Annotated in this window: 20 protein-coding genes and 1 tRNA gene; 14 read left to right on the top strand and 7 right to left on the bottom strand. The window is 34.1% G+C overall.

The window, feature by feature from the left end:
• Nucleotides 1-52 precede the first annotated feature (52 nt).
• From IPK88_16340 to IPK88_16350, 3 genes are all read left to right on the top strand, one after another.
• Nucleotides 53-1,120 (top strand): endonuclease, encoded by a 1,068-nt coding sequence (locus tag IPK88_16340; protein ID MBK8244997.1) that lies wholly within the window; start codon nt 53-55, stop codon nt 1,118-1,120.
• A gap of 222 nt (nt 1,121-1,342) precedes the next feature.
• Nucleotides 1,343-2,161, top strand: coding sequence for a hypothetical protein (locus IPK88_16345; GenBank protein MBK8244998.1), 819 nt, complete (start codon nt 1,343-1,345; stop codon nt 2,159-2,161).
• A 76-nt stretch (nt 2,162-2,237) separates the two neighbouring features.
• Nucleotides 2,238-2,813, top strand: coding sequence for a hypothetical protein (locus IPK88_16350; protein ID MBK8244999.1), 576 nt, complete (start codon nt 2,238-2,240; stop codon nt 2,811-2,813).
• 263 nt (nt 2,814-3,076) lie between these two features.
• Here the strand turns inward: IPK88_16350 and IPK88_16355 are convergent.
• A tRNA-Arg gene (locus tag IPK88_16355) sits at nt 3,077-3,151 on the bottom strand.
• An 820-nt stretch (nt 3,152-3,971) separates the two neighbouring features.
• Here IPK88_16355 and IPK88_16360 point away from each other — a divergent pair.
• On the top strand, nt 3,972-6,338 hold the full coding sequence (locus IPK88_16360; GenBank protein MBK8245000.1) for a hypothetical protein: 2,367 nt from the start codon (nt 3,972-3,974) through the stop codon (nt 6,336-6,338).
• A gap of 242 nt (nt 6,339-6,580) precedes the next feature.
• Nucleotides 6,581-6,928: a hypothetical protein gene (locus IPK88_16365; GenBank protein ID MBK8245001.1), complete on the top strand. Its 348-nt coding sequence runs from the start codon at nt 6,581-6,583 to the stop codon at nt 6,926-6,928.
• A 6-nt stretch (nt 6,929-6,934) separates the two neighbouring features.
• On the opposite strand, the gene IPK88_16370 is transcribed toward IPK88_16365, so the two are convergent.
• Complete coding sequence (locus IPK88_16370) at nt 6,935-8,041, bottom strand: PD40 domain-containing protein (GenBank protein ID MBK8245002.1); 1,107 nt, start codon at nt 8,039-8,041, stop codon at nt 6,935-6,937.
• A 37-nt stretch (nt 8,042-8,078) separates the two neighbouring features.
• On the opposite strand from IPK88_16370, the gene IPK88_16375 reads away from it, so the two are divergent.
• Entirely contained in the window at nt 8,079-9,749 is a 1,671-nt protein-coding gene (locus IPK88_16375; protein MBK8245003.1) for a formate--tetrahydrofolate ligase, read from the top strand.
• A 420-nt stretch (nt 9,750-10,169) separates the two neighbouring features.
• Here IPK88_16375 and IPK88_16380 read toward each other — a convergent pair whose 3' ends face one another.
• Nucleotides 10,170-11,537 carry a peptidoglycan synthetase gene (locus IPK88_16380; GenBank protein MBK8245004.1) on the bottom strand — a complete coding sequence of 456 codons (1,368 nt, stop codon included), beginning with the start codon at nt 11,535-11,537 and terminating at the stop codon, nt 10,170-10,172.
• Between the two features lie 109 nt (nt 11,538-11,646).
• Here IPK88_16380 and IPK88_16385 point away from each other — a divergent pair, with 109 nt between their 5' ends.
• The 5 genes from IPK88_16385 to purB all read left to right on the top strand — a co-directional run bounded on the left by IPK88_16385 (nt 11,647) and on the right by purB (nt 15,467).
• Nucleotides 11,647-11,814 carry a hypothetical protein gene (locus tag IPK88_16385; protein MBK8245005.1) on the top strand — a complete coding sequence of 56 codons (168 nt, stop codon included), beginning with the start codon at nt 11,647-11,649 and terminating at the stop codon, nt 11,812-11,814.
• Between the two features lie 215 nt (nt 11,815-12,029).
• Nucleotides 12,030-12,695, top strand: coding sequence for a tRNA (5-methylaminomethyl-2-thiouridine)(34)-methyltransferase MnmD (mnmD, locus tag IPK88_16390; protein MBK8245006.1), 666 nt, complete (start codon nt 12,030-12,032; stop codon nt 12,693-12,695).
• 150 nt (nt 12,696-12,845) lie between these two features.
• Nucleotides 12,846-13,382, top strand: coding sequence for a hypothetical protein (locus IPK88_16395; protein ID MBK8245007.1), 537 nt, complete (start codon nt 12,846-12,848; stop codon nt 13,380-13,382).
• Nucleotides 13,383-13,409: 27 nt separating this feature from the next.
• The gene (locus IPK88_16400) at nt 13,410-14,114 is read left to right on the top strand and encodes a TIGR02206 family membrane protein (protein MBK8245008.1); all 705 of its coding nucleotides are present in this window, start codon (nt 13,410-13,412) and stop codon (nt 14,112-14,114) included.
• Nucleotides 14,115-14,123: 9 nt separating this feature from the next.
• The gene (gene purB, locus IPK88_16405) at nt 14,124-15,467 is read left to right on the top strand and encodes an adenylosuccinate lyase (protein ID MBK8245009.1); all 1,344 of its coding nucleotides are present in this window, start codon (nt 14,124-14,126) and stop codon (nt 15,465-15,467) included.
• A 46-nt stretch (nt 15,468-15,513) separates the two neighbouring features.
• On the opposite strand, the gene IPK88_16410 is transcribed toward purB, so the two are convergent.
• From IPK88_16410 to IPK88_16420, 3 genes are all read right to left on the bottom strand, one after another.
• On the bottom strand, nt 15,514-18,798 hold the full coding sequence (locus tag IPK88_16410; GenBank protein MBK8245010.1) for a TonB-dependent receptor: 3,285 nt from the start codon (nt 18,796-18,798) through the stop codon (nt 15,514-15,516).
• Between the two features lie 311 nt (nt 18,799-19,109).
• Nucleotides 19,110-20,030, bottom strand: coding sequence for an amidinotransferase (locus tag IPK88_16415; protein ID MBK8245011.1), 921 nt, complete (start codon nt 20,028-20,030; stop codon nt 19,110-19,112).
• A 9-nt stretch (nt 20,031-20,039) separates the two neighbouring features.
• On the bottom strand, nt 20,040-20,834 hold the full coding sequence (locus tag IPK88_16420; protein MBK8245012.1) for a queuosine precursor transporter: 795 nt from the start codon (nt 20,832-20,834) through the stop codon (nt 20,040-20,042).
• A gap of 42 nt (nt 20,835-20,876) precedes the next feature.
• Between IPK88_16420 and hscA the strand changes: the two genes are divergently transcribed.
• From hscA to IPK88_16435, 3 genes are read left to right on the top strand one after another with little or no spacing between them, the layout of a single operon-like run.
• A complete protein-coding gene (gene hscA, locus IPK88_16425) occupies nt 20,877-22,724 on the top strand; it encodes a Fe-S protein assembly chaperone HscA (protein ID MBK8245013.1) in 1,848 nt (615 codons plus the stop codon).
• 11 nt (nt 22,725-22,735) lie between these two features.
• Nucleotides 22,736-23,089, top strand: coding sequence for a translation initiation factor (locus IPK88_16430; GenBank protein ID MBK8245014.1), 354 nt, complete (start codon nt 22,736-22,738; stop codon nt 23,087-23,089).
• Nucleotides 23,090-23,095: 6 nt separating this feature from the next.
• The gene (locus tag IPK88_16435) at nt 23,096-25,534 is read left to right on the top strand and encodes a hypothetical protein (protein ID MBK8245015.1); all 2,439 of its coding nucleotides are present in this window, start codon (nt 23,096-23,098) and stop codon (nt 25,532-25,534) included.
• Here IPK88_16435 and prmC read toward each other — a convergent pair.
• Nucleotides 25,531-26,385, bottom strand: coding sequence for a peptide chain release factor N(5)-glutamine methyltransferase (gene prmC / locus IPK88_16440; protein MBK8245016.1), 855 nt, complete (start codon nt 26,383-26,385; stop codon nt 25,531-25,533). The two genes, IPK88_16435 and prmC, sit on opposite strands and share 4 nt — an antisense overlap.
• Nucleotides 26,386-26,432 lie beyond the last annotated feature (47 nt).

The following is a 26,432-nucleotide window of genomic DNA, read 5'->3' on the forward strand; positions in this document are numbered from 1 at the left end:
TATAAAGATCAAAAATACATAAGATATTATGAAGATGAGTAACTTTGCCTACATGAAAAACAGGTGCTTGATTTTCCTTTTAGTCTTGGTCAGTTTCAATTCCATTATTGGACAATGGAAAACACAGTTTCTTTTTCCAGGTGACTCTTCCTTTATATTGACTTCAAAACTCATAGACAATTACAAACCATCAGTAGTTCTTGATTATACCAATGCCAGAGTTAAAATGTATACTGAAATTTATAATGTTCATGATACCGTTTCCTGTGTTTATTCCAAACACAGTCTTTATGTTGACCCTTCCAGTTCAGACCCTATCGGTTATATTTTTAAGAGCGGAAGTGCTAATGGTATCAACTGTGAACATACTTTTCCTCAAAGCAAAGGAGCAGAAACAGGCAATGCTCGTTCTGATATGCATCATTTGTATCCGGCACGAGCGGCAGTTAATGAGGCTCGTTTAAATTATCCATTTGGCGACATCGATGACAAAAAAACAAATCATTGGTTTTATAAAACACAAGATCTAACCTTAAAACCAAGCAAAGACGTTGATGAATACAGTGAGAGCATCAATTCTGTATTCGAACCACGGGAAGATCATAAGGGAAATGTAGCCCGAGCCATCTTTTATTTCTTCACGATGTATCAATTACAATCTGATGCTGTTTTTTTTGAATCCATGAGACCCACTTTGTGCAATTGGCATCAATTGGATCCTGTAGATTCCTTGGAATGGACAAGAACGTACATGATTGCTAAATACCAGGACAATAAGCCTAACCCCTTTGTTTTAGATTGCTCCTTAGCAAGACGCACTTTCTGTAATTTAAATCCCAGCTGTACTCCCTCAGCAAATATTGAATTAACTGAATCACAAATTCAATTATTGACCAATCCCGTGCATGATGAACTGCAAATTCAAATAAGTGATTTCTCTTTAAACCTTCATTCGATTCAAATTACTGACATCACTGGCGTAACATCATATACTTTCAATCCAATATTATCAGATACCAAATTAAATATTGACACCAATGGACTTCCTTCTGGTTGCTATATTCTGGTTATCCGAACAGTGGATAACAAAATTTGGCGGAGGGTGTTTGTGAAGGGATAAATAATGGAATTGGATACAAGTGCTTGATTTTTAGATAAAATTTCTAACAATGTAGTAAATGATGCTGATTTTAAGGATTAAATAAGATAATTTGAAGTATACTAACTTTAAATAAAAACAAAACCGTAAGTTATATCTTGATCAATTACCAACCACGTCAATTAATCACAAAGATCGGTCAGTTAATTCTTCAAAATTTCATTTAGACTACAATTTGAAATAATGAAAAAATTATGTATTTATCTCATGCTGTGTACGCTACTGCAATTTTGCATTACTCCAAAAAATAGCTTAAATTCCTATGAAAAGACTTTAAATGATTTGCTTACAATTGATTCTTTGAATTATGATATATGTGCTCAAATTCAAAAAGAATCTAAAAAACTTTTCTTCAAAAAGGATTTATCAGAAAACTTGTTAACAAATATTAAAAATTTTTCTCAAAAAAATCAAATTTTATCTGATGCCAAATCCTTTACAACTTCTCATGGAGGAAATTCTTGCATTTTAGTTGAATCTGCTTTACATTCACTAATTGCTTCTTCAAAATATTCAATATATACTGATAGTTTGAGAATTGAAATTTTACTTTTAGAATTGAATAATAAAGATTTAATTTCTAAAAATGATGAACTAGAAAATTTATTAAAACAAGCTTTATGCTATGCATCAAATAAACATAGGTACGAAATATTTGCTCGACATAAAAATGATACAATAAACGGGGTATTTATAGTTAAAAACATAATAAGATCATGCAAATCAGATAATGACAAAGTAGACCTTGTACATTTTATTCTCGATCAATTAAGAAGCAGTCCGAACTCTTTTTATTATATAATATTAATCAGTTTCGTAGATTATTGCATTAATTACGATGAAAGAATGAATAAAAGATGTTCGGAAGGCATAAATATTTTGAAAGAAGAAATAATAAAATTAAAAGAATTAGAGATTAAAAACTCAAATCCGACATTAAATACTTTACAAACTTCAATTGATAAAATAGAAGCGTTACTTGACATGTATGACAAAAGATAAGATAATTTGTCCGTTTGATATTACGCGAAGCTTACTGCACCAACTAAATGTACTCCTTGAAAAAAAAATATATAAAATGAAAGCGCATATATCTATAATTAAATTTGCATTAATTGTTTCTTTTAGAATGTCATCTTGCGATGAAAAACCTAATTACAGCCAAGATCAATTAAAAAATGAACTTAATCATTTAGACATTAATATGTTTGAGAAGCTTTCAATCGGCGATTCACTTAAACTTGTCAAACTTTCACATTACTGCATGAATAATTGTGTGCCTGATTATAGTGACATGCACGCTGAAATGAATATATGCTGTTATTTACGATATTACATTCAAGCAAGATTCTATGGAAGTCAGTTAATCGAAAAGAATAAATTTGAAAATTTGTATATGATGGCTGATTCTTTAAGTTCAAGTAAATCAAGTAATTTAACATATATTTCAATATTAATGAATAAATATATAGAGAATTATTTCAGTCGAGATGAATTGATAAGTATATTTCCAATTCAAAATAAATACCTAAGAACAAAAACAGTACTTGTAGAAAAAGTAATGTTACGATTTGAAACAACTCAAGATACTATTGGTGAGCAAAATTTATTTGATAAATTAGGAATGATTCCTTCGACTTATGCAAGGCAATAATTTGCTCAACTTACTCAATTGCCAATATTTTAATTTCTCTTGAGAAAAACCAAAATACTGCTCCTTATTATTCGTTAGTTTTTCCTATTCTTTTAATGAATATCATATACAATTATACCGATTATTAATATTTAAATACGAAAATTAGGCCTAATTTTTAAAATGAAATCACTAAATTATGCTTAATAAATGTAATGGGCTGACCAAAAAGTAGGCAAACTGTTGCCAGTTATGTGTTGCCTGGATAAGAGCTAATATCTTAATGGTATCCTCGACAGGAATCGAACCTGTATCAAAAGTTTAGGAAACTTCTATTCTATCCATTGAACTACGAGGACAATTTATTTATCTTTCAAAAGTTTAGGAAACTTCTATTCCCTGACAAACTGTGCTATTTCGCACAGGCTGGTATCTATTGAACTACGAAGACTCAATTATCGAACAAAAGTAACAATCTATAGTAATTAAGTTTGATTAATTTCCTAGGATTATTGGAATCTCCGCCTGCGAAATAGCAGTCGGACAAGGAACCTGTATCAAAACCTTGGAAAACTTCTATTCCCTGCCAAACTGTGCTAATCCGCAGAGGTTGGTGTCCATTGAACAACGAGGACTCAATTATCGAATAAAAGTAACAATCTAGAGTACATATGTTTAATTTTCGTTGGCATACTGGAGTCTCAGCCTACAAAATATCAGTCGAAAATAGAATGGTTGAACAACTTTCACCTAAGAAAAATCGTTTATTAATATGATTGCAATCCAAATATTCGGGAAGCTTTTTTTTATTATCACTTTCCTGAACATGATGACTTGGGTGATGAGTACTAGCCCAACTTATCAACTCCTCATAACGAGATACGTAGAATAAACTTATGCGAAACTTGGCAAATAATAGGTATCAAGCCTACCCTAACATCGTAGATGATTGCAGGATGCTTGGTATCAAACCTACCCATACTTGTGGGATACTTGTGGGATAGTTGTGGGAAGCTTCATACGGAGTGCATGGAAGAATTTGGGTGTTCATGCTAAACTATATGATTTTTTAGAATTTCAATCATTTCTTGGAATCTAACCCAGCAGAAAAGCCATTTGACAAGGAATCTTGTACCAAAAGTTACAACAAATCATTAATTTGTTGCCTAAATTGAATACATGAAGTCCTATTTGGTCCAAATTCTATCATTAATTCTATTAAGTAACACTCATATAGGAGCTCAAGTCCCTCCGAATCCAATATTGTGGTTGGATGCGGCTGTAGGTATATCTCAAAATGCAGCAAATCAAATATCAGAATGGAAAAGTAAAAACAATCAATATAAAGCATTTCAGGACGTTGCAGCTAATCAAGCGACTTACATTCCTTCTTCAATAGGAAATCTGCCTGCTGTAAGGTTCAATGGATCTAATTCCTTCATGGAGGCTTCTTCTGTATTTCCTGTTTCTAAGGATTATACCGTTGTAATCGTTAGTCAAGCATTTGGACCATCACAGAATATCGTAGGCGGAAATTCAAGGACCATTTGGATGGCTGGAACAACTACACCTACGATGTTACATAATGGAGATTTTGCAAACCAGGTAAAATCATCTATTGATCCAGGTATTGAACCCAGTATTATCATTGCACAATATCGAAATCAAAATCAACAAGGTCAATTTTATGTCAATAGTCTATTTGCAGACTCTGCCTACTGTCCCCAAAACTTAGACTCAAGTATTTTTCTTTCTGCATATCAAAAATGTTGTTTTTTCAATGGCGATATTTCAGAAATTATGATATACGATCGAATCATTTCAAGTCAAGAACGTATAGCATTAGAAAATGAATTATTCAACAAATACAAAATCAATAAACCAGGTTTTGTTGATTCTACTTTTTCAATCATTCCAAAAAATTATGAGTTATTACCAAGGGACCAAAACAATCAAGCTATAATTAAAATCGCTGGCATTATAAATAAAATACCCTTTGATTCCGTAAAATGTACTATTTATAAAAACAATCTCCCCTATTTTAATTCAACAAAATCATTACAATTCTTAAATGGCAAAGCTTCTATTATTTTTAATCCAATGATTGAAGCAGGTCTACATGAATACAAATTGGAAATTCATTTACTACAACAAAAAAAAGACTCATTAATTAAAATCGTTGACCACATCGTTTGTGGCGATGTATTTATAATTACAGGACAATCCAATTCGATATTCGGTGGCACAAATCTTAACAATACTTACTGCAGAACTTTCGGAAAAAATTATTCTTTCAATAAAGCAGACACTGCTTGGAGAATTGCATCTGCCGCTGGATATGGCGGTGGACCAGATATTGGCGCATGGGGCATGTTCATGGCGAATCAACTCATTGATTCATTCCAAATTCCAATTTGCATTATGAATGGTGGTGTTGGTGGAACTGCTATAGAACAACATCAAAGAAATGATATCACACCTTATGAGCCTAATTCCATTTATGGAAGTTTGAATTACAGGATGTTGATCTCCGGTTTATCAAAATATGTAAAAGGTATATTTTGGTATCAAGGCGAATCCAATAGTTCCAATTTATATTTTGAGAACTTCAGGGCATTGTATCAAGATTGGCTTCAGGATTATCCGAATATAAAAAAAGTGTATGTAATCCAAATTCATCATGGATGTGGCGCAGGAGATCATAATAAAGTGCGCGATATTCAAAGAAAACTACCTGAATCTTTTCCCCTTATTTCCCTAATGAGTACAATGGCCTTGCCTGGGCATGATGGGTGTCATTACAACCTTGATGGGTATGCAACATTAGGTGATCGTATGTATTATTTAGTAGCCAGAGATTTTTATGGAATGTCTCCAAGTATTGAAATTGATGCTCCCAATATTCAAAAAGCCTATTATACATCTAAACAATTTGACGAAATTGCACTCTTGTTTGCTCCCAATAATCAAGGCTTAAAGATTCAAAATGATAGCATAATTGGCCTTTATAACATTTCCGTTAAAGATTATTTGTACCTTGATCATTTACCTAAAAAAATCAAATCGCTAAGAATTAATAAGGATACACTTTTTGCGAAACTCACCACACCCGCTTTAGTAAAAACCATTTCCTATTTACCTGAGATCAATTACTTAGATACAGCTTTAGTTTACCAGGGACCTTATATCACAAATCTAAATGGTGTTGGCACATTAACGTTTTATGATGTCCCAGTGGATCCCGAACTAAACACCAATATCATTGGCATTCAAAACTATAACCAAATTACTACACAACCTAATCCGATCAACGGGGATCAATTAGGTTCGCTCAGATTTAATTCTGAAGTCGACCTAAATGATGCTCAAATTTATTTTTATACTCTAAATGGAACATTATGCTATCAAGGTACTATAATTTCGAAAAATCCAAGTCAATATGGGATTCTAGTTTCTTCTAGAATCCATGAAATTCCAAGTGGCTTGCTCATCTACCAAATCTCTAATTCTAAGAGATCATATTTTGGTAAAATGCTGGTGAATTAAATCTCAGATCTTATGCTGATATCATATACATATTAAATTTATTTTTAATATGTAAAATAATTTTTTTTGTTTGCAAGTTCAAGAAATAAAATAATTCAATATTTGGCATTATTATAATTTTTTAATCTAAATATTTAAAAAATACATAATTTACAAAACTATATTTGTATATTTATAAATTCTATATCTTGTGACTTAGGCTCGATTTTCGAAAATGGCACAGTTTATGCCCTAACTAAGGCATGAATCTTAACATAGCAGAAATCAATAGAAAGCACTTATTAAGTGCAGATGTCGTATACCGAATCAATCATGGACTTTGCAGTCGATTGGTAAACTTCAAAAACGGAATCATCTACCTCGAAGTTATGTTTACCAAAAAATGGAAGAAGTCCTACGAAGAGACCACAGAAGAAATGGCTCATTGCTGGCGGAATACCAATAAAGAATTATCTAAAGCCCTTGGCTGTAAAGTATATATCGTCGATGCCAGAGCCTATCCTTATAAAAAAGAACTATACCTCCATTCAGGCGTTGCTAGCTATGATGCTAAGAAAGGCATACTATTTGGTGACAATTTACTCAGTTAACTAATACTAATCCTGCCAAGTCGCTACAAATAAATTAGTGTCGTGCGTTCCATTATTGTTTCTATTTGATGAAAACACAAGATGCTTTCCATCCGGTGAAAACATTGGAAATGCATCAAATACACTATCATGACTAATCCGCTCTAAGCCCGTACCATCAAGGTTGATCATATATAAATTGAATTCATAGCCTCGTGTTCCTGCATGATTGGATGAGAATATAATTTTTTGCCCGGAAGGATGAAAAAAGGGTGCCCAGTTTGCTTTACCCAGATGCGTAATTTGCTTCATATCCGAACCATCTATATTGCAAACAAATATTTCCATATTGGTAGGCTGTACTAAACCATGACTCAACAAATCTCTATACTCTTTCTTTTCTTCTTCAGTTTGTGGTCTTGAAGCCCGAAACACCAGTTTGGTGCCATCCGGAGAAAAGAAGGCTCCCCCATCATAACCCAATTCATGTGTGATTTGCTTTTGATGTCGTCCATCTATATCCATAATATACAATTCCAGATCTCCAGACCTATCTGAGGTAAATACCATCTTGTCACCCTTAGGAGACACAGTAGCTTCTGCATCATAATACTCGTTATTGGTCAACTGCATTCGGGTGTTGCCCTTTAAATCAGCAACAAATAGATCAAAAGAACCAAAAACCGCCCACACGTATTTTCCTCCCTTTTTTCTTTCAGGAGCTGCCGGACAATCTGAACCTTGATTTTGTGTAGAGGCAAAAATGATACTAGTATCACCCGGCAAAAAATAGGAACAAGTCGTTCTACCACCGCGTTTAGACACATAATTAGGCGCATTAACTTTTAAGTCGTCTACAAAGGGGTTAAAGTAATAAATCTGATCACAGCTCGCCCCCCATTTGGCATAATCTGATTGAAAACAAAGCCTTTGACCATCAGAACTCCAATAAGCTTCGGCATTATTTCCACCAAAGGTCAATTGTCTAACATCCTTAAAATGGATTTCGTCAGGATATTTTAAATTCAAAGAATCCACAAATGGGATTGAGGATTGCGTACTTTTTACGTTATTTGCATCCTTATTTTTACAATTATCGAAAATGAAAAATATCAAAATCAATATTGGTGTCATTTTTGTAAGTAACATATCTTTAAAATTAGTTTAAACCATGAATTCAGATATAGAAATTGCCCAATCGGTACAACCCCAGCACATCGTAAAAATTGCTAACAAATTAAATATAGATGAGAATGACCTTCATTTATTTGGCAAATTTAAAGCAAAATTGCCTTTATCACTAATAAATGAGGAAAAAGTCAAGCAATGCAAACTCATTCTGGTTTCAGCCATTTCCCCTACTCCAGCAGGTGAAGGAAAAACGACGACATCGATAGGCCTTTCAGAAGGTCTCAATAGAATTGGCAAAAAAACGACCGTTGTGCTAAGAGAACCTTCTCTGGGTCCGGTATTTGGAATCAAAGGCGGAGCTACAGGCGGAGGTTGGTCTCAGGTCTTACCCATGGAGGACATCAACCTACACTTCACAGGCGATTTTGGCGCTATTGAAAAAGCCCACAATTTGCTGGCCGCACTAATTGACAATAATATTCAAAATAAAAAATTCGGATTGGGTCTAGACCCGCGGACCATAGCCTGGAAACGGGTAATGGATATGAACGACCGATCATTAAGAAAAATTACCATCGGTCTAGGTGGTACTGGAAATGGAATCCCCAGAGAAACAGGATTTGATATAACCGCAGCTTCTGAAATCATGGCCATTCTATGTCTTTCTAAAGATCTGGAGGATTTAAAAACCAGAATGGGTAATATTTTCATTGGATATACCATGGATCGCAAACCTATATATGCAAGAGATATTAAAGCTAACGGTGCTATGGCTACCCTCATGAAAGATGCCATTCGCCCGAATTTAGTTCAAACCATTGAAGGCAATCCAGCCATAATTCATGGAGGTCCGTTTGCAAATATTGCACAAGGAACAAATTCCATCATTGCAACCAAAATGGGTATGTCCTTATCAGATTACGTTGTTACTGAAGCGGGATTCGGATTTGACCTGGGAGCAGAAAAATTTCTAAATATTAAATGTCGAACTGCAGGTCTTTCACCAAACGCAGTTGTCATCGTTGCTACAGTGCGTGCATTAAAATATCACGGTGGTCAATCATTGAAATTATTAAACGAACCAAACGCAAAAGCAGTAGAGAAAGGTTGCGCTAATTTAGAAAAGCACTTGGAGAATGCACAACAATTTGGAATCCCTGCAATAGTTGCTATAAACAGATTCGTAAAAGACACAGACGAAGAACTTGCAGTCATTAAGAACCGATGTGAAGCATTAGGTGTAGAGGCCGTCTTCTCCGAAGTATGGGCCAAAGGAGGCGAAGGAGCTATAGAGTTAGCAGAAAAAGTAGCTAAAATAGCAGATCAATGGTCAAACCCATTCATTCCTACTTATGATTGGAACAGCACTGTAGAAGAAAAAATCAATGCCATTGCTACAAAAATTTATGGTGCAAAGCGTTTAGAATATTCTGTTGAAGCAAAATCTGATATTAAACGAATCAATAATCTGGGCTTAAATAAATTGCCTGTTTGTATGGCAAAAACACAAAAATCATTATCAGATAATCCAGATTTAATTGGTCGACCTAAAGATTTTACTTTAACTGTTCGGGATATTGAAATAGCCGCAGGAGCTGGATTTATTGTTCCTATTACCGGTGAAATGATGCGAATGCCGGGCTTACCGGATACCCCTGCAGCTGAATCCATCGATATTGATAAAGATGGACATATAACCGGGTTATTTTAATTTCAGAAGTTATAGTTTGTTCATAAAGTCTTTTTTTTCCATGGGCACTAATTAGTATAATTCGCCCTTTCAGGGCTGTTTCTATTTTCGCATTGTGTTTGATGGACTGACACCCTTCGTTAGTATATTTAGCCCTTTTAGGACTGTAATAGCAAATTATTTTTACATGATCTTGCAAAGAACCTAAAGCTAATGCCATCAAGCTTTTTCACACAATTTAACACCACTAATGTCCATTATCCCATAATCTAGGATTGAAAGCCCTCTAAACAAACAATAAAAACTTTCAATTTTGCAACCCTTTAATACATCCTTAATACTATCCTAAGCCCTGAAAGGGCGCTATTTATCAGAAATGGATGTGGCCCTTTGTCTAAAAGGGCTCAATAAATCAGTAAATGGTGAAGCCAGAAAAACACATTAAACTGCAGAAATTATTTTTTGTGAAATATCTTTCAATGATAATCCTCCAAAATTTCCAGATCCCAAAAATAAAATCACTTCATAATCTTTTGATAATTTCAAGATATCAACTTCCAATTGATCGCTGGAATCCACTACAAAAAGTTGGGGATGCGAGAACGCATCTTTAATGATTTGCGATGATAATGGTGGCATTCTTTTGATTTCCAGTGCACGCTGATCAAAATAAATTAAGACAGCATCTGCAGCATTCGCAGTTCCTATATATTGCGGTAAAAAGATTTCATTTAAACTGCTATAAGTATGCAATTCCTGTATCACTAATATTCTTATATCAGGATATTTTTCACGAACTGCTTCAACTGTTGCCTTTACTTTGGAGGGGGCATGTGCAAAATCCTGATAAATTATTTTTGATTTAGATTGTGCTAGTAATTCAAGCCGTCTTTTTGCTCCTTTAAATGAACTCATTGCAGCAAAAACCTGGTCATCATTTTGTTCTAAAAGATTACAAACCAGGCGAACCGCTTCTATGTTTTGCAAATTATGTCTGCCAAAAATTTCCAAAGGATAACATGCCGTTTCCGACACTAAAAATGTAGTTCCATTTTTGTTGATATGATTGGCTTCACCATATGGGAAAGTTCGCAAATGCCCACCATACAATTTTACTATTTTGACTAATTCAGGATCGCCTTGAAAATAAATTAAAGCACCACCTTCAGGCATGGTCTGAATTAAATCTGAAAAAGACTTGATATAGCTTTCCAAGGTTGGAAACACGTTATAATGATCCCAGGCGATCCCTGTTATAATCAATATCTGAGGAGCATAGTGAAGAAATTTAGGTCTTAAATCCAAACACGAACTCAAATATTCATCGCCTTCAATTATGGCCAACGGCGCATCTGAAAAAGCAACCATTTCATCAAAACCTTCTAATTGTGCTCCTACTAAAAAGTCAAAAGATAAATTCAAGGATTTTAATACGTGCATGATCATTGATGTCGTAGTTGTCTTTCCATGGCTCCCGGCAACAACGACCTTTAATTTACCGTGGAACATTTCGCTGACATATGCCGGAAATGAATAAACAGGTATTTTAAGTTCTAATGCGTGTATAAGTTCAGGATTATCTGATTTGGCATGCATCCCGAGAATGACTGCATCCAGATCTGAGCATATCTTACTTGAATCCCAGCCTTCCTTATCAGGCAAAATGCCCACTCTGTCGAGTCTGGATTTGGCCGGTTCAAATATCTGATCATCAGATCCGGTTATTTGATGACCTTGTCGAACCAAGGCTAAAGCCATATTATGCATCACACTCCCGCCGATAGCAATTAAATGAATTTTTGAAGGCATATAATAATTAACAATTAATTGACTCAAACATAGGTTAAATTCGCAAAATAAATTACTTTTGCGTCTCGTTTTGTTGTTATATTGTTTTTTAACATCTAAACTGCATAATATGAAAAATCAAAAAAGATCTATTCCGGGACTTATGTTGGTGTTGGTAGCACTTATTGGCTTAAGTTCATGCAATCGTGGTTACGGTTGTCCTTACGATTTCAGCATTGCAGATACAATGAGCACTATTGTGGTGGCTGTTGTAAAAGTGATAGCTTTAATTTTCTAAGAAAGACTAAACAAATAGCATAAAAATACAACCGGCTTCAGTAATTGAAGCTGGTTTTTTATTTTATAGAATGCTCTAGTCCATTTCAATTTAGCCTGAATGTATTGATCAAAAACTTATAGCCAAAGAAGAATGTACTCAAACCTTTTGTATCACTGAATTATCGCTATCCAATAAGTCCAAATAGTATAAAGCCTACGAAACCAGCTTAAATGATATCACCTGAAATAACGATTACCGCTGATGGCTCGCATACCCTTCTTCATCCAATACTAAAAACTACCTATCATTCCATCCATGGCGCTTTAAAAGAAAGCCAGGTTGTATTTATTGAAAATGGATTGCAAGCAATAAATAAAAATGGAATTCCTATTTCAGTCTTCGAATTCGGCTTTGGCACTGGCCTGAATGCATGGCTTAGCCTGGAGTTTGCTCTAACTGAAAAAATAGCTATAGAATATACCGTTATTGAGATTGACCCAATTACCGAATCCACATGGTCGCAATTGAATTATCCAATTATTCACCCATTTCCCAATGGCAAATATTATTTTGACCAACTCCATCATGCTCAATGGAATCAAAGAAGTACATTATCAGACTCTTTCAATATTGAAAAAAGGAAATTAGATTGGCGCGAATTCAATACTTCTTCAAAGTTTGACCTCATATACTTCGATGCATTCGCCCCCGAATCACAAGCAGAATTATGGCTCGAAGACTCTTTGAAGAAACTCTATGACCTTTTAAAACCAGGAGGATTATTACTAACCTATTGTGCCAAAGGGATCTTCAAACGCAGACTAAAATCGGTTGGATTTCAAGTAGAAAGTTTAAAGGGGCCTCCCGGTAAAAGAGAAATCACTAGAGCCATTAAATGATTCCTATAATTTAAAATGCGGCCAGGAAAATCAATAAAAATAACCTTCCTAGGATTTTTCTCTTCAGCCCCTATCCTAACTTTAAGCTAAAATGGCTTATACCCTTGCCATAAATTAAAGAATTACTATATTTGAGAAAAATATTTAAACATGGGATTAGAACAATTATTGGGTGTCGGCTCTCGGGTTAAGCATCCGGCATTTGGAGATGGAGTTATTATTGAAATAGATGTAGTCGCTTATCGAGTGTGCTTTATCCAGTTTGGAATTAAATTAGTAGGTAAGGATTATTCATTATGGGAAATTATTGATCGCATTCAACCTACTGAAACGGTCTCTTTCAATGAAGCTGAAAAATCACTGGCTAAAATTTTACGTGCATGGTCTGATGTAACTGAAGTTGTTCCTCTGGGTGACAAATGGAAAGAAGGTGTTATGATTTTGAGATCAGGTGATCCTACTCTTAAAGATAAAGAAATTCCGATAGATGCATTTTTTCATAAGATCGTAATGACCCGTGATCGACTTCGGGTGATGGAACAAAGAATAAATGCCAGCAAATTGACTGATGAAGAAAAAGTGAACCTTCAACAATATATAACTCGTATCTATGGAAGTTTAACTACATTTAATGTGCTGTTTAGATACAAAGAACATTATTTTGTCGGAGACAAGAGTGATTCCTAAAATTTGATATGAAAAGAATATTCCAATATGCATGAACATTATGTAATCCCGGTTTTATCCAATCTATGGTGGACAGGACTTATTGGTAGCGTCCTTGCCATTATTTTTTTAATCAAACTTGGTTTAAATTTTCGTTTAAAATTAAGAGAAAACAAATACAGATCAATCCTGTTTTACTTTTTTTTGATTCGAGAAATCGTTTATTATTCGTTCATCATTGCTACCGGAAAATTTACTTTTGTAGATTCATTGCCATTACAACTTTGCAATATTTCTTACTTCATCGTCATATTGTATTTCTACAATCCAAAAGCCATATTATTTGAGTACTTGTTGATGTTAGGCCTTCCTACTGCTTTTTACAGCCTGATCACTCCTGAATTAACTCATGGTTTATCTAATTATTTTTTAATCGATTATTATGTTAGCCATGGCGCTATTGTATTTGCACCACTCTATGGTGTTTTTGTTTTAAATGAAATTCCAAGAATACATTCCTGGAAAACTATTTTTGTCGCCAGTAATATTTTATTATTTTTTGTAGGTATTATCAATTACTTTCTAAATTCAAATTACATATACATTTGTACCCCTCCAAAGGCAAATAATATATTTATAACTGGTGGTTTTCCATATCACCTGATTGGATTTGATGTTTTTGGAATTTTACACATTCTTCTCATCTATTGGTTTTTTAGAACTTATTTTGTTAAGTTCCAAAAACAATTATAAAATTAAATCATGTTAAAAGCTATTTCCCCACTTGATGGTAGATACCATAATAAGTTACAAGAATTAGGAAACTATTTTTCGGAATTTGCACTATTCCAATATCGAGTTAAAGTAGAAATATTATATTTCATTGAACTATCAACCATTGATTCACTTCCTATAAAATTGAATGTAGAACAAGTAGAAAAGCTTAAACTTATTTACGAAAAATTTACCATAGAAGATGCACAACATATACAACACATTGAACGAACAACCAAACATGATATCAAAGCAGTAGAATACTTTATAAAGGAAAAGATTGAATCATTAGGCTTGGGACAATATAAAGAATACATACATTTTGCATTAACATCGCAGGATATCAATAACACAGCGATTCCCATGTTATTAAAAGATGCTACCTCCAATGAATTAATACCCATATTAAAAGAACTCATAACAAAGGTTAAAGACATTGGCACACAATCCCTCGGTTTATCTATGCTTGCACGAACACATGGTCAACCTGCCAGTCCCACAACATTAGGCAAGGAAATTTTAGTGTTTGTTGAACGCCTTGAATTACAATTCCAAACTTTGGAACATTGTACTTATTCAGGAAAATTTGGTGGCGCAACAGGAAACTTTAATGCACACCATGCTGCTTATCCTCAAATAACTTGGCCACAATGGGCAGACAACTTTCTCAAAAACAAACTTGGGATCATTAGACAACAGACCACAACGCAAATTGCCCATTATGATGAATTAGCTGTGTGGTTTCATCAACTCATCAGAATCAATACCATATTATTAGATTTTTGTAAAGACATTTGGATGTATATCTCCATGGAATATTTTAAACAAATTCCAGTGGAAGGAGAGATTGGGTCTTCTGCTATGCCACACAAAGTCAATCCTATAGATTTTGAAAACGCAGAGGGCAATTTAGGAATATCATCAGCTTTGTGTTCTCATTTTGCAGAAAAACTTCCCATCTCAAGGTTACAGCGGGATCTTACTGACAGCACGGTATTGCGCAACATAGGTATTCCATTTGGGCATACTTTTCTTGCTCTTAAATCGATGCTATCCGGACTAAAAAAACTTGATGTTAACCAATCAAAGATTGATGATGAATTAAACCATCATTGGATCGTTTTAGCTGAACCAATACAAACTATATTGCGAAGAGAATCTTATCCGAATCCGTATGAAGCACTAAAGCATTTAACCCGCGGGAACAGTAGTATAACCAAGGATGTACTTCATCAATTCATTGACACCTTAGAAATAAATGATGCTATCAAACTAGAACTTAAATCCCTGACTCCACAAAATTATATTGGCTACGCTAATAAAAAAAGCTGATCTATTTCTAGACCAGCTTTTTATATTTAGATTTATAGGCAGTTATCTAAAAAGTATATCTTAAACCAATTTGTGCTTGCCACACATCATCTAATGTTGCTCTTTTTTCAACAATTGGCAATGGTTTTTGCCATACATTAGCGGAACTAACAGATCCAAAAGTGTAAACCGGTTTACCTGCAGCATCTTTAACATTAGTAGCATTCAAAGGTGAGTTCGTATTAATCCTATATCCTACACCCCATTCTTTGCTTAACAAATTTCCAAAATTGTATATATCACCGCGAATTTGAAACTTGTGTTCTCTTCCACTAATTTTTACTCCAAATTCTTGCACTATAGACAAATCGATCGTTGTCAACCATTTCAATAACAAGGCATTTCTTTCTACTATTTTCCCTCTATTATCATTTAAGAAAGGGTTATTGCTGATGTAATTTTCGAACGCGTCAATTTGCTGTTGTTTAGTAGCTATTACAGAATCTTTAGATCCAATTTTTTTGATCAAATCATTGAAACTTAAATCGGAAGCTTTGTTTGGAACATACATTAAATCATTACCACTTTGATTATCTCCATTTTGATCACCACTATAAAACAAACTAAATCTGCTTTGATTTCCAGATTGTAAAAATAATGAAATTTGAGTAGAAGCAATTTTCAAATAATTTACTTTATAAGATAGACCTGCAATAATTCTGTGTTTTTGATCAAATTCTGAATAAGCCAAATCGGGTAAATTATTTCCATTCACCGATTTATTATCTCTCCAGGAATTTAAGGCAATGGATCCAGCAGAGGTAAGATCTTTAGCTTCTGCTAAATTATAAGCAACCATTGCTGACCAATTCTTTGTTAAAGGTTTCTCAAGTTTAGTGGTAAAACTGTATGAATAACCTTTATCTGTATTTTTTAATACTGTAGCATCAGAAATATTATCATAAATTCTGGAAGCATTTGTTTTTGCAGTAGATGATTTATCTATTCCAGGAAAATAAGGTCTTGAATCATCACCACTAAAATTACCTGTTGATAATTCTTGATTAGCATTGATGTAATAGATATTATTCAATGTTTTTGAATAAATACCTTCTACGGTTAAAATCAATCCTTGAGGAAGTGAAAAATCAAATGCTAAATCATTTCGCCACACTTGAGGAAACTTGAAGCCCTGATCAATTAATGCTAAGTTGTAAGATGGTGAAGCCGTTGCATTGGCAGGAATATTTGCTGTGACATCATTTGAAAATTTATATTTTCTGGTATTGGTATTATCCTGGGTAATACTTCCTTGTAAAACACCATTATTCCCTACAACATTGGAAATCCATACGAAAGGAGGACGACCTGTAAATACGCCTGTTCCACCACGAACTTGTAATTTACGATTACCCATTACATCGTAATTAAAACCTAATCTTGGTGAGAACATGTATTGTTTGTTTGGTAATTTATTTGTTCCATAATTAACAATATTACCATTCTCATCTTTAAATTTCATCGTATCCACCAACACATTTCGCAATGCCGTTTCCGCAAAAATTGGAACATCTATTCTTACTCCAACTGTCAAAGAAAGTTTGTTATTCAATAAAGATATTTCATCCTGAAGATAAGCGCCCGGCATTTGAACTTTAGTTGTAGCCCATGGCAATTCCTGATTCGGCAATGCAGAATAATTCAATGCATATCTTCTTAATGCAACACTATCCCCGTTAAGCGCATTTTTAAAATCATTAATATTGTTAAATACATATTGACCATAAAAAGTAGGTGTGAATAAATTATCGAATGCAAATGTTTCGTAATTAACTCCTGCAGTTAATGTGTGATTATTTAAATAAAAAGTCAAATTATCCTGGAACTGGGATACATCAGTATTCAAAGTATTGTTTGGAGTAAATGGCTCATATCCCAAACTTATGTATTGATTGTTACTGCCATCTAAAATATCGATTAATGGAATAACACTACTGTTACTCGATCTATAATCTCTATTAGCTGTATAACCTACACTAAATGAATTCGAAACTCTACTCGAAAAAATACTGTTTAACTCAGCTATGTATGAATGAACATCATTATTGATAATGTAATTTGAATTTTTATAACTCAATGCATTAATACTATTTCTATTACTTCCACTGGTTACTGTACCGGAATTACTAATAAATACATCTCTAGTAGATTTTAAGAAATTATATCTAAAGGATAATCGATGCCCGTTAGAAATATTATAATCTAACTTGAATAAGCCTTTATCACTTTTTGTTTCATTCACATAATTATCATAACCACCTGTCTCATAACCCCATTTCTCTTTTACAAGTTTAGAAATATCATCCAGGTCTTTCGCAGTAACTCGCGTAGTATTAGAATTTCTTGAAGCACTATCTCTAAATGCTGTTAGTGTTGTAGGGTCGGCTCTTCGTTCAGATTCCCAATTAACAAACCAAAACAATTTATCTTTAATAATTGGACCGCCAAGTCTGAGTCCTATTTGTTTTACATCAAAATCAGTAATGATCAAAGGGTTCGCTCCGGCATTTTTACCAACCATACTTTGATTTCTGAAATTATAGAAAACTGATCCTTCTACTTTATTGGTACCTGAACGTGTTACGGCATTGATACCTGCGCCTGTAAACCCTGCCTGTCTTACATCATAAGGTGCTAAATTTACTTGAATTTCAGCTATCGCATCTAGTGATATAGGCGTAGAATTGGTTTGCCCACCAGGTGATGAAGACAACCCAAAATTGTTATTGAATATAGAACCATCTATAGTTAAATTATTATATCTCGAATCCTGGCCACCGAATGAAACACCTGAACCTGTAGTAGATGCCACAGAAGAAGATCTTGATTGTGGTGTTAATCTAACAAAATCATTGATGCTTCGACCAATAGTAGGCATCGATTCCAAAGCAGCTTTATTGATATTTGTTGCTGCCCCAGTGCGATCTGAATTCATCAACTCATCTTTAGCACCAGAAATGACCACTTCTCCTAATGAAATGGCTTCTTCAATCAAAGTAGCATTAAGCCTAAAATTTTGACCTAAAGAAAGTTGTTGAATGGTTTCAGTTTTAGTTTGGTATCCTATATAACTGATGGTGATCTTGTACGGACCGCCAATTCGCATATTAGGGATGTTATATCTCCCATCGTCGCGAGTATAAACCCCATAAATGGTTCCAGATGGCTCATGAATGGCTTTGACAGATGCTGCTACTAATGGTTCGCCCTTGCTGTCCAGAATTTGACCCAACAATTGACTTGAAGTGATTCCCTGAGCCTGCAAGATCACATTGGAACATAATAACAACATAACAAAACAAGTTGTTAGTAATTTTTTTTGTAAAACTAGTTTAAACATAAATCATTGATTTTTAAATAGTAAGTGAATAATAGTTGGCAAAATTAAAATAATTTATATATGAATTATGTTGCAATATAAGATTTTACAATTTAATAATATGATAAAAAACAGTCATTTGATCATAGAATTTAATATCCCATAAAATACAATTTTAACTATGACCACGCTGGTGCATGGATATATAATGGTAGTTCAGCTTGAAAGACAACAAGGTTTAATTACAAATATGAGCCAATTTGAAACTTAAAGCCGGATTAAACTTATTTCTTCAGAAAAACCTCTGCAATCATGCATCTGGCACTTCCACCTCCAATCGATTCTATGGTAGGTATTTCAACGGGAAGTAATTTGGTTTTAGAACTAAGTATTCTCAATTGTTCCTTGGTTAAAGAATTATAAGCAGTCCTGGACAGTACCAAAATCGGATCACCTTTATGATTACATAATTGAAGCATATTCCCGGCAAAGGAATTCATCTGGTCAAACGTAATATCTACCAATTCTTTACCGGTCGCCTCAAACAAAGATTCTAATTCTTCCTTTTTAGAAGGTTCAATGGCTTGCATACAACAAACTACAAAATCAACACCTAAAGCCATTAAAACATTAGTATGATAAATATCTATTCCATTTTGGTCTGTAGCTTTAAAAAAACACACTTTGTAATCCATCAGCAATGAAAAATGTTGTAGCATTTCTATATTAGTCCTTGGACTTAAACATGCATAAACGATTTTGTTTAAACGATCTAATATCATGCTTCCAGTTCCCTCCAAAAATTGATTTTTTGGTTCAAAAATTTCCAAACTAAGTCTTCTTGAAACCTTAAAGTGTTTATTGAAATAGTCTACGATATCTTCACGTCTTTCCAATCTTCTTGATACAGCGTTCATTGGATAAGTCATAATGGTACCATCATCATGAAAGCTGATCCAATTATTTGGAAACACAGCATCAGGTTTAATGGGCTTAGGTGTATCGTCAATGACCACAACCTCTATCCCTTCATTCCTTAATACACCCACCATTCGATCAAACTCTTCCTTGGCAAGATTAGAAATGTGTTCGTATGTTGCATCAGATTTCTTTTGGAAGGTATTATTCAATGCTGTCTCTTCATTATATCCAAAATGGGCTGGACGTATCATCAATATGGTGTCAGTGAGTTGTTTTGTTTTCATGAAATTGAATTATTTAATTCTCATTGCTTTTTGTTTAAGTTCTGCAGCCAATTCATGCCCTAGAAAACGATCAATCCAACCATGAATGAGATATATAATGGGCGTCATACCAATAGCGACACAAAATTTATAAATATAATTCACCGTGCCAATAGCTAAAACCTGGGCCAGTGACCAACCAGCTCCTATATAAAATGCAATAAAAAGTACTACATAACTATCAATAAATTGTGAAATTAATGTTGAACCTGTGGACCTAAACCAAATATTATGTTCTCCTGTTTGTTCTTTAATTCGATGAAAAATATAAACATCAATAACCTGACCTAATAAAAATGCTGTTAATGAACCTATTACAATCCATAATCCCTGCCCAAAAATCAAACGAAATGCAGTATTCAAATTCAGAACATCGGGATTTATAACTTCACCTCCAGGCTTCAAATGCGAACTTGGCCAAAAATCAGCCGGCACCAAATGAATCGTAAAAAACACCATTAAAAAAGCATAAGAGATTAAAATACAGGTCAAATAAGATAAAAATTTAACCCCCTTAGTACCAAAATACTCATTGATTATATCCGTCATTACAAATACAACAGGCCAAAGCAAAACACCGGCTGTTAGGTTGAAAGACAATCCTTTAGAACCAAATATAGTAAAATTTAATGGATCGAATCCCAAGGTGCGCTCTAACGAAAAAATTTTAACTCCAATGAATTCTGCTATAAGCGCATTAGTAATAAAAATACCCGCCAAAACAATAAATAATAAATTGGACTTATTTTTACTCCAGTTTAACATAGGCATAGAACAATAAACAGAAATTTTAGTTTACTCTTAACCATGGGTAAAATAGCCATTGATTTCAAAACCGGAACCGTTAAAAAGGAACATGACCTCATCGTGGGCATAGATTTAGGCACCACAAACAGTTTAATTGCCATAGTAAAGAATGGTCAGGCTGAAGTACTTACAGACGACAACAACAGCCATTTATTGGTGCCTTCCATTATTCATATCGATCAAAACGGTCATTTAGTCATTGGAGACAAGGCCAAAGAAAATCTCATATCAGATCCTCAGGCAACAATTTATTCTGTAAAACGATTGCTTGGCAAATCCTATTTAGATCTGAATGATAGAAAACAAAATTTTGGATATACTCTTTCAGATCAGTCACAAGACCAGGTAATAAAAGTCAAGGTTAATGACAAATTCTATTCGCCCATAGAATTATCCTCCTATATTTTGAGCTATCTAAAATCTCGTGCCGAAAAAAAACTCAATCAACCCATTTCTAAAGCTGTTATTACAGTCCCAGCCTATTTTAATGATGCTCAAAGGCAAGCTACAAGAGACGCAGGCAAACTGGCGGGCCTTGAAGTTTTAAGAATAGTCAATGAACCTACAGCAGCGAGTCTGGCCTATGGCATTGGCTTAAATAAGGATGAAACAAAAAATATTGTTGTTTATGATTTAGGGGGAGGAACTTTCGATATTTCTATTTTAAGAATTGAAAATGGCATTTTCGAAGTTTTATCCACACACGGCGATACCTATTTAGGTGGTGACGATATCGATCAAAAAATTATAAAGCTTTGGTCTGAAAAATATGATTTTCCAATACCTACTGATCCATCACTTATAAATGAATTGCGACTTATCGCAGAACATTCAAAAATTGAATTGTCCAACAAAAATCAAACAAGTTCATTGTGGAATGATGTTACTTTGGAGTTATCCAATCAGGAGCTCATGGAATCTTGTTCTGAAATCATTGACAAAACAATAAACGGGTGTATAGCAGCATTAAAGGACAGTGGACTTTCAAAGAGCGATTTATCTGATGTGTTGATGGTTGGCGGATCAACAAAAATGCCTTATATTAAAAAAAGGGTTGCTGATTTTTTTGAAATGAAAGTCAATGATACCATCAACCCCGATGAAGTGGTTGCTTTGGGTGCAGCCATCCAAGCAGATATCCTTGCAGGCAATAGAAAAGACTTGTTACTACTGGACATCAATCCACTTTCGTTAGGAATTGAAACCCTTGGAGGATTAATGGACGTAATCATTCCCAGAAATTCTAAAATTCCAATAAGTCAGGCAAGACAATATACCACTTCAAAAGATGGACAGATCAACTTAAAAATTGCTGTCTACCAGGGAGAACGCGAACTTGTTGCAAATAATCGAAAATTGGCAGAATTCATTTTGAATAATATTCCTCCAATGCCAGCTGGTTTTCCAAAAATTGAAGTCCGGTTTTTAATAGATGCAGATGGCATTTTAACCGTTAAAGCACTAGAATTACGATCAGGATTAACTCAATCGATTGACATCAAGTCACAATTTGCTATTCCTGAAGCAGAAATGGCACAAATGCTTAAAGAATCGATCATATTCGCCCAATCAGATCAAGCGTTGAAAGGCTTAATTGATGTGACTAATGAGGCCAATTCCATTATTCTCAATTCACAAAAATTCATTAAAAATCACGCAGCTTTAATGAGCGAAGATCAAATCGAACAAATGAAGCTATTCATTGCCGCACTTGAAGATACGATCACTTTGAAAGATAAAAATAAAATTCAGACAGCCTTAAATCAACTCAATGAATTTGCTACACCTATCGCACATATTGCCATGGATCAAATCATCCAAGACGCCTTACAAGGAAAAACTATTTAATCACTACACACATGAGCAAGAATAGAAAAATAACCAATGACCTGGGATTTATTTTCTCAACTCATGATTCCTTTAAATCCTTTTTTGAAGAAGAACAAGATGCAACTGAAATTGCTCCAAAAGCACAGGTAGTAAGGGTGCAATTGGATACCAAGCTTAAAGCCGGAAAGTCTGCGACAAAAATTATGGGATTAAATTTATCAGAAGAAAAAATGAATGACTTAGCCAAACAATTAAAACAAAAGTGTGGTGTTGGTGGCTCAGTTAAAGAGGGCCAAATCATTATACAAGGAGATCATGTAAATAAAATTATTGGCATGCTGATAGAAATGGGTTACAAAAACACAAAAAGAACAGGCGGTTAGACCATCATGAAGTATTTACATACTAACATATCACCCTTTCTCTTTGTAATGATTATTTTATTACTATCGAGTTGTTCGAAACAACCCGAAAAAGACATTATAAAAGGCGCACTTAAAAGTTTCATTTTTCAAAATACATCCAATACATTTCCCGATCATAATTTCCCAGAAGATGCTTATAATAAAGGCTTTAGACAGAGCCAATTATTACCGAAAATAAATCAAACCTTTAGAAATGTTGCACAATGGGAATCCATTGGGCCTGATAATATTGGTGGTAGAACATTATGCTTAGCCATAAATCCACATGATACCAATCAAATTTGGGCCGGGTCAGCTTCAGGAGGACTTTGGAAATCCAATTCAGGAGGACTTGGTAAAAATGCCTGGCAACATATAAAAACTGGTTTCCCTGTGCTTGCAGTAAGTTGCATAGCACTGCATCCTAAAGAGTCAAGTACAATATTAATAGGCACCGGAGAAATATATAATTATGTTGGAACCGATGGCGGCAAAAAAGAACGAACATTGAGAGGATCATGGGGTATTGGAATTTTAAAATCAGTAGATGGTGGAAACACCTGGTCTCATACATTAAATTGGTCATCTCAAGAAAATCAAGGTATTTGGAAAATTAATTTTGATCCATTAAATCCGAACATTATTTATGCAGCAACTACACAAGGTGTATATCAATCTATAAATGGCGGATCAAACTGGCAATTGATTTTAGATAAGAAAATGTGTATGGATATGTTGGTAGATCCACATGATCCACTTAATGTTTATGTTGGTGTTGGCGGATTTGGTTGTGATGATTATGGCATTTATAAATCTCATGATGGTGGAATCAGTTGGTCAAAAATAGTACTTGAAACTTCTGTTAATTCCTATAAGGGCCGTATCATGTTAGGTATGTATAAAAGCAACCCTAAGAGGGTGTATGCTCTGTTATCAGACACTTACGACAGTCATTATTTTCTTCGAAGTAGAAATAGTTTTGATTCCCTTTTTATAAACGGAATACCCAGCATCAGCTCCTATCAAGGATGGTATGCCAAAGGATTATATATTAAAGACACGGACTCAAGTCAAATTTTAGCTGGTGGCGTAGATTTGTTTTTTGATGAAAGAGGCACTGGAAATAATTTCAATCGAATGGATATGCAGAAATTGGACCTGCATGTTGATTTCCATGATATCGTTTCGAATCCTTTAGACCCGAATAAAATATATCTAGCAACAGACGGCGGAATCTACAGATCTGATCATTTTAGCCATTCCTTTTATTCAAGTAACGGTGGATATACATGCAGTCAATTTTATGCAGGAACTTTTGCTTCACAATTTAAGAATATAGCCATAGGTGGATTACAAGATAATCACAGTTCAATTTATACAGGCTCAAAGGAATGGAGGAATACTCATTTTGGTGATGGAGTTGCCAATGCTATCAATCATTCAGACACAAATATCATGTTTTGTTCCGCTCAAAACTTATTTCTCTCAAAATCTACAGACTTCGGAATCAATTGGAATACAGCATTAGATGATCGTGCAAATGGCCCTTTTGTTGTTCCCCTAAAAATGAGCGCTACCAATGAAAACTTAATATATACTGCTTCTACCCAAATTTATAAAAGTGTAGATAACGGAAATCAATGGGTTCGATATCTTTCAAACATAAATGAATCACAAATACTTACTATTGAAATATCGCCAACAAATGATCAGCATATTTTACTATCGACAGGTCCAAATAATAATGAGCATGTTGAACTTTTAGAAAGTTTCGATGGCGGAAAAACATTGAGAAATATCACATCGAATTTGCCTAATAAATACATTACAGATATTGCCATCAATCCAAAAGACGAACACATTATTTATACTTGTCTTGCCGGGTTTGGTAATGCTCATGTATATAAGAGTATAAACGGCGGATTAAATTGGCAACCACTTGGTAATGAATTACCGGATGTTCCCTTTCATTCCATTTTCATCAACCCTTCCAATACCAATCAAATTTATGTCGGATGCGATTTAGGATTATTTGTTTCGTTTGATGAAGGAGCAAAATGGTATTCTTACAATACAGATGATTATGATGCAGTTCAAGTATATGATATCGTTTACATTCCAATAGAGCATCGTATGGGTCTGTTTACTCATGGACATGGGGCTTTCAAAGTTGATTTCATCAATACACCTCCAACGCAAACAAATACAGAAATAAAAGAAAATAAAATATTGCAAATGTTTCTTTTTGAATGTGCGTATAACAAAACATTTTTAATGGGAAATGATTATGGAAGGATATTCAATTTACAAGGCCAAGTTTCTATGGCGTATGCTAAAGAAGTTTATAATGTTTTATTGAATAAACCAAAAGGAATTTATTATTTTATAACAACAACCCATCGATACAAAATAATAAATATTTAATGACTCCGTACTTTTCGACAACGCAACATTCTGGCTTTACCTTGCAGGTCCATTTTTACTTCAATATCTTGGTAGCCTGATTGTTTAAATATTTCATAAATCTGATCTGAATAAAACTCATTGAGTTCACAATAGATGTATCCAAATTGGGATAATTTTTTCTGACCATAGTCAGCTAAATGTTTATAAAAAACAAGATGATCATCGCCTATAGGAAACAAAGCTTTAGAGGGTTCGAATGATAAAGTTCCTGTTGACATCCAATGCTTTTCGTGCTGTCCGATGTAAGGAGGATTAGAAACAAGTATATTAATTTCCGGGTATTCAGTAGCGTCGAAATTCAGAAAATCTAGCTCCAAAAATTCAATCTGCGTTTCATACTTATTGGCATTACCTTTTGCTACATTTAATGCGTCAAAATCTATATCTAAACCCGTGATACTCCACTCCGGGAAGCATTTTTTTAAATGTATAGCTATACAACCACTTCCTGTACCAACATCCCATAAGTTCATTTTGGTCTTATACTTATGATCAGATTGGATCCAATAAACCAGCTCTTCAGTTTCCGGTCTAGGAATAAGCACGGATTCATCAACATATAATACCAAATCCATAAAATAGGCCTCATGTAAAATGTATTGAATGGGTATTCCTTTTAACATCTCAGAAACTATTGGAGAAAATATTGTTTGAATGGGTCGATCATTTATCAAATAAACCAAATATTTACTCTTAAAAACATCACTTTTCAATATATAATTAGTCAATTCTTCAATCTCACTATCATTATATCTCACTGCTAGCTCCAATTTCAGAAATTGGCATACTTTTTGTTTGACATCATTCATATTAAATATTTATATAATGTGTAAATAACTGTTTTTGCAAAGGTAAC

Origin of the sequence: Candidatus Defluviibacterium haderslevense, assembly GCA_016712225.1 — a bacterium.
Lineage (GTDB): Bacteria > Bacteroidota > Bacteroidia > Chitinophagales > Saprospiraceae > Vicinibacter > Vicinibacter haderslevensis.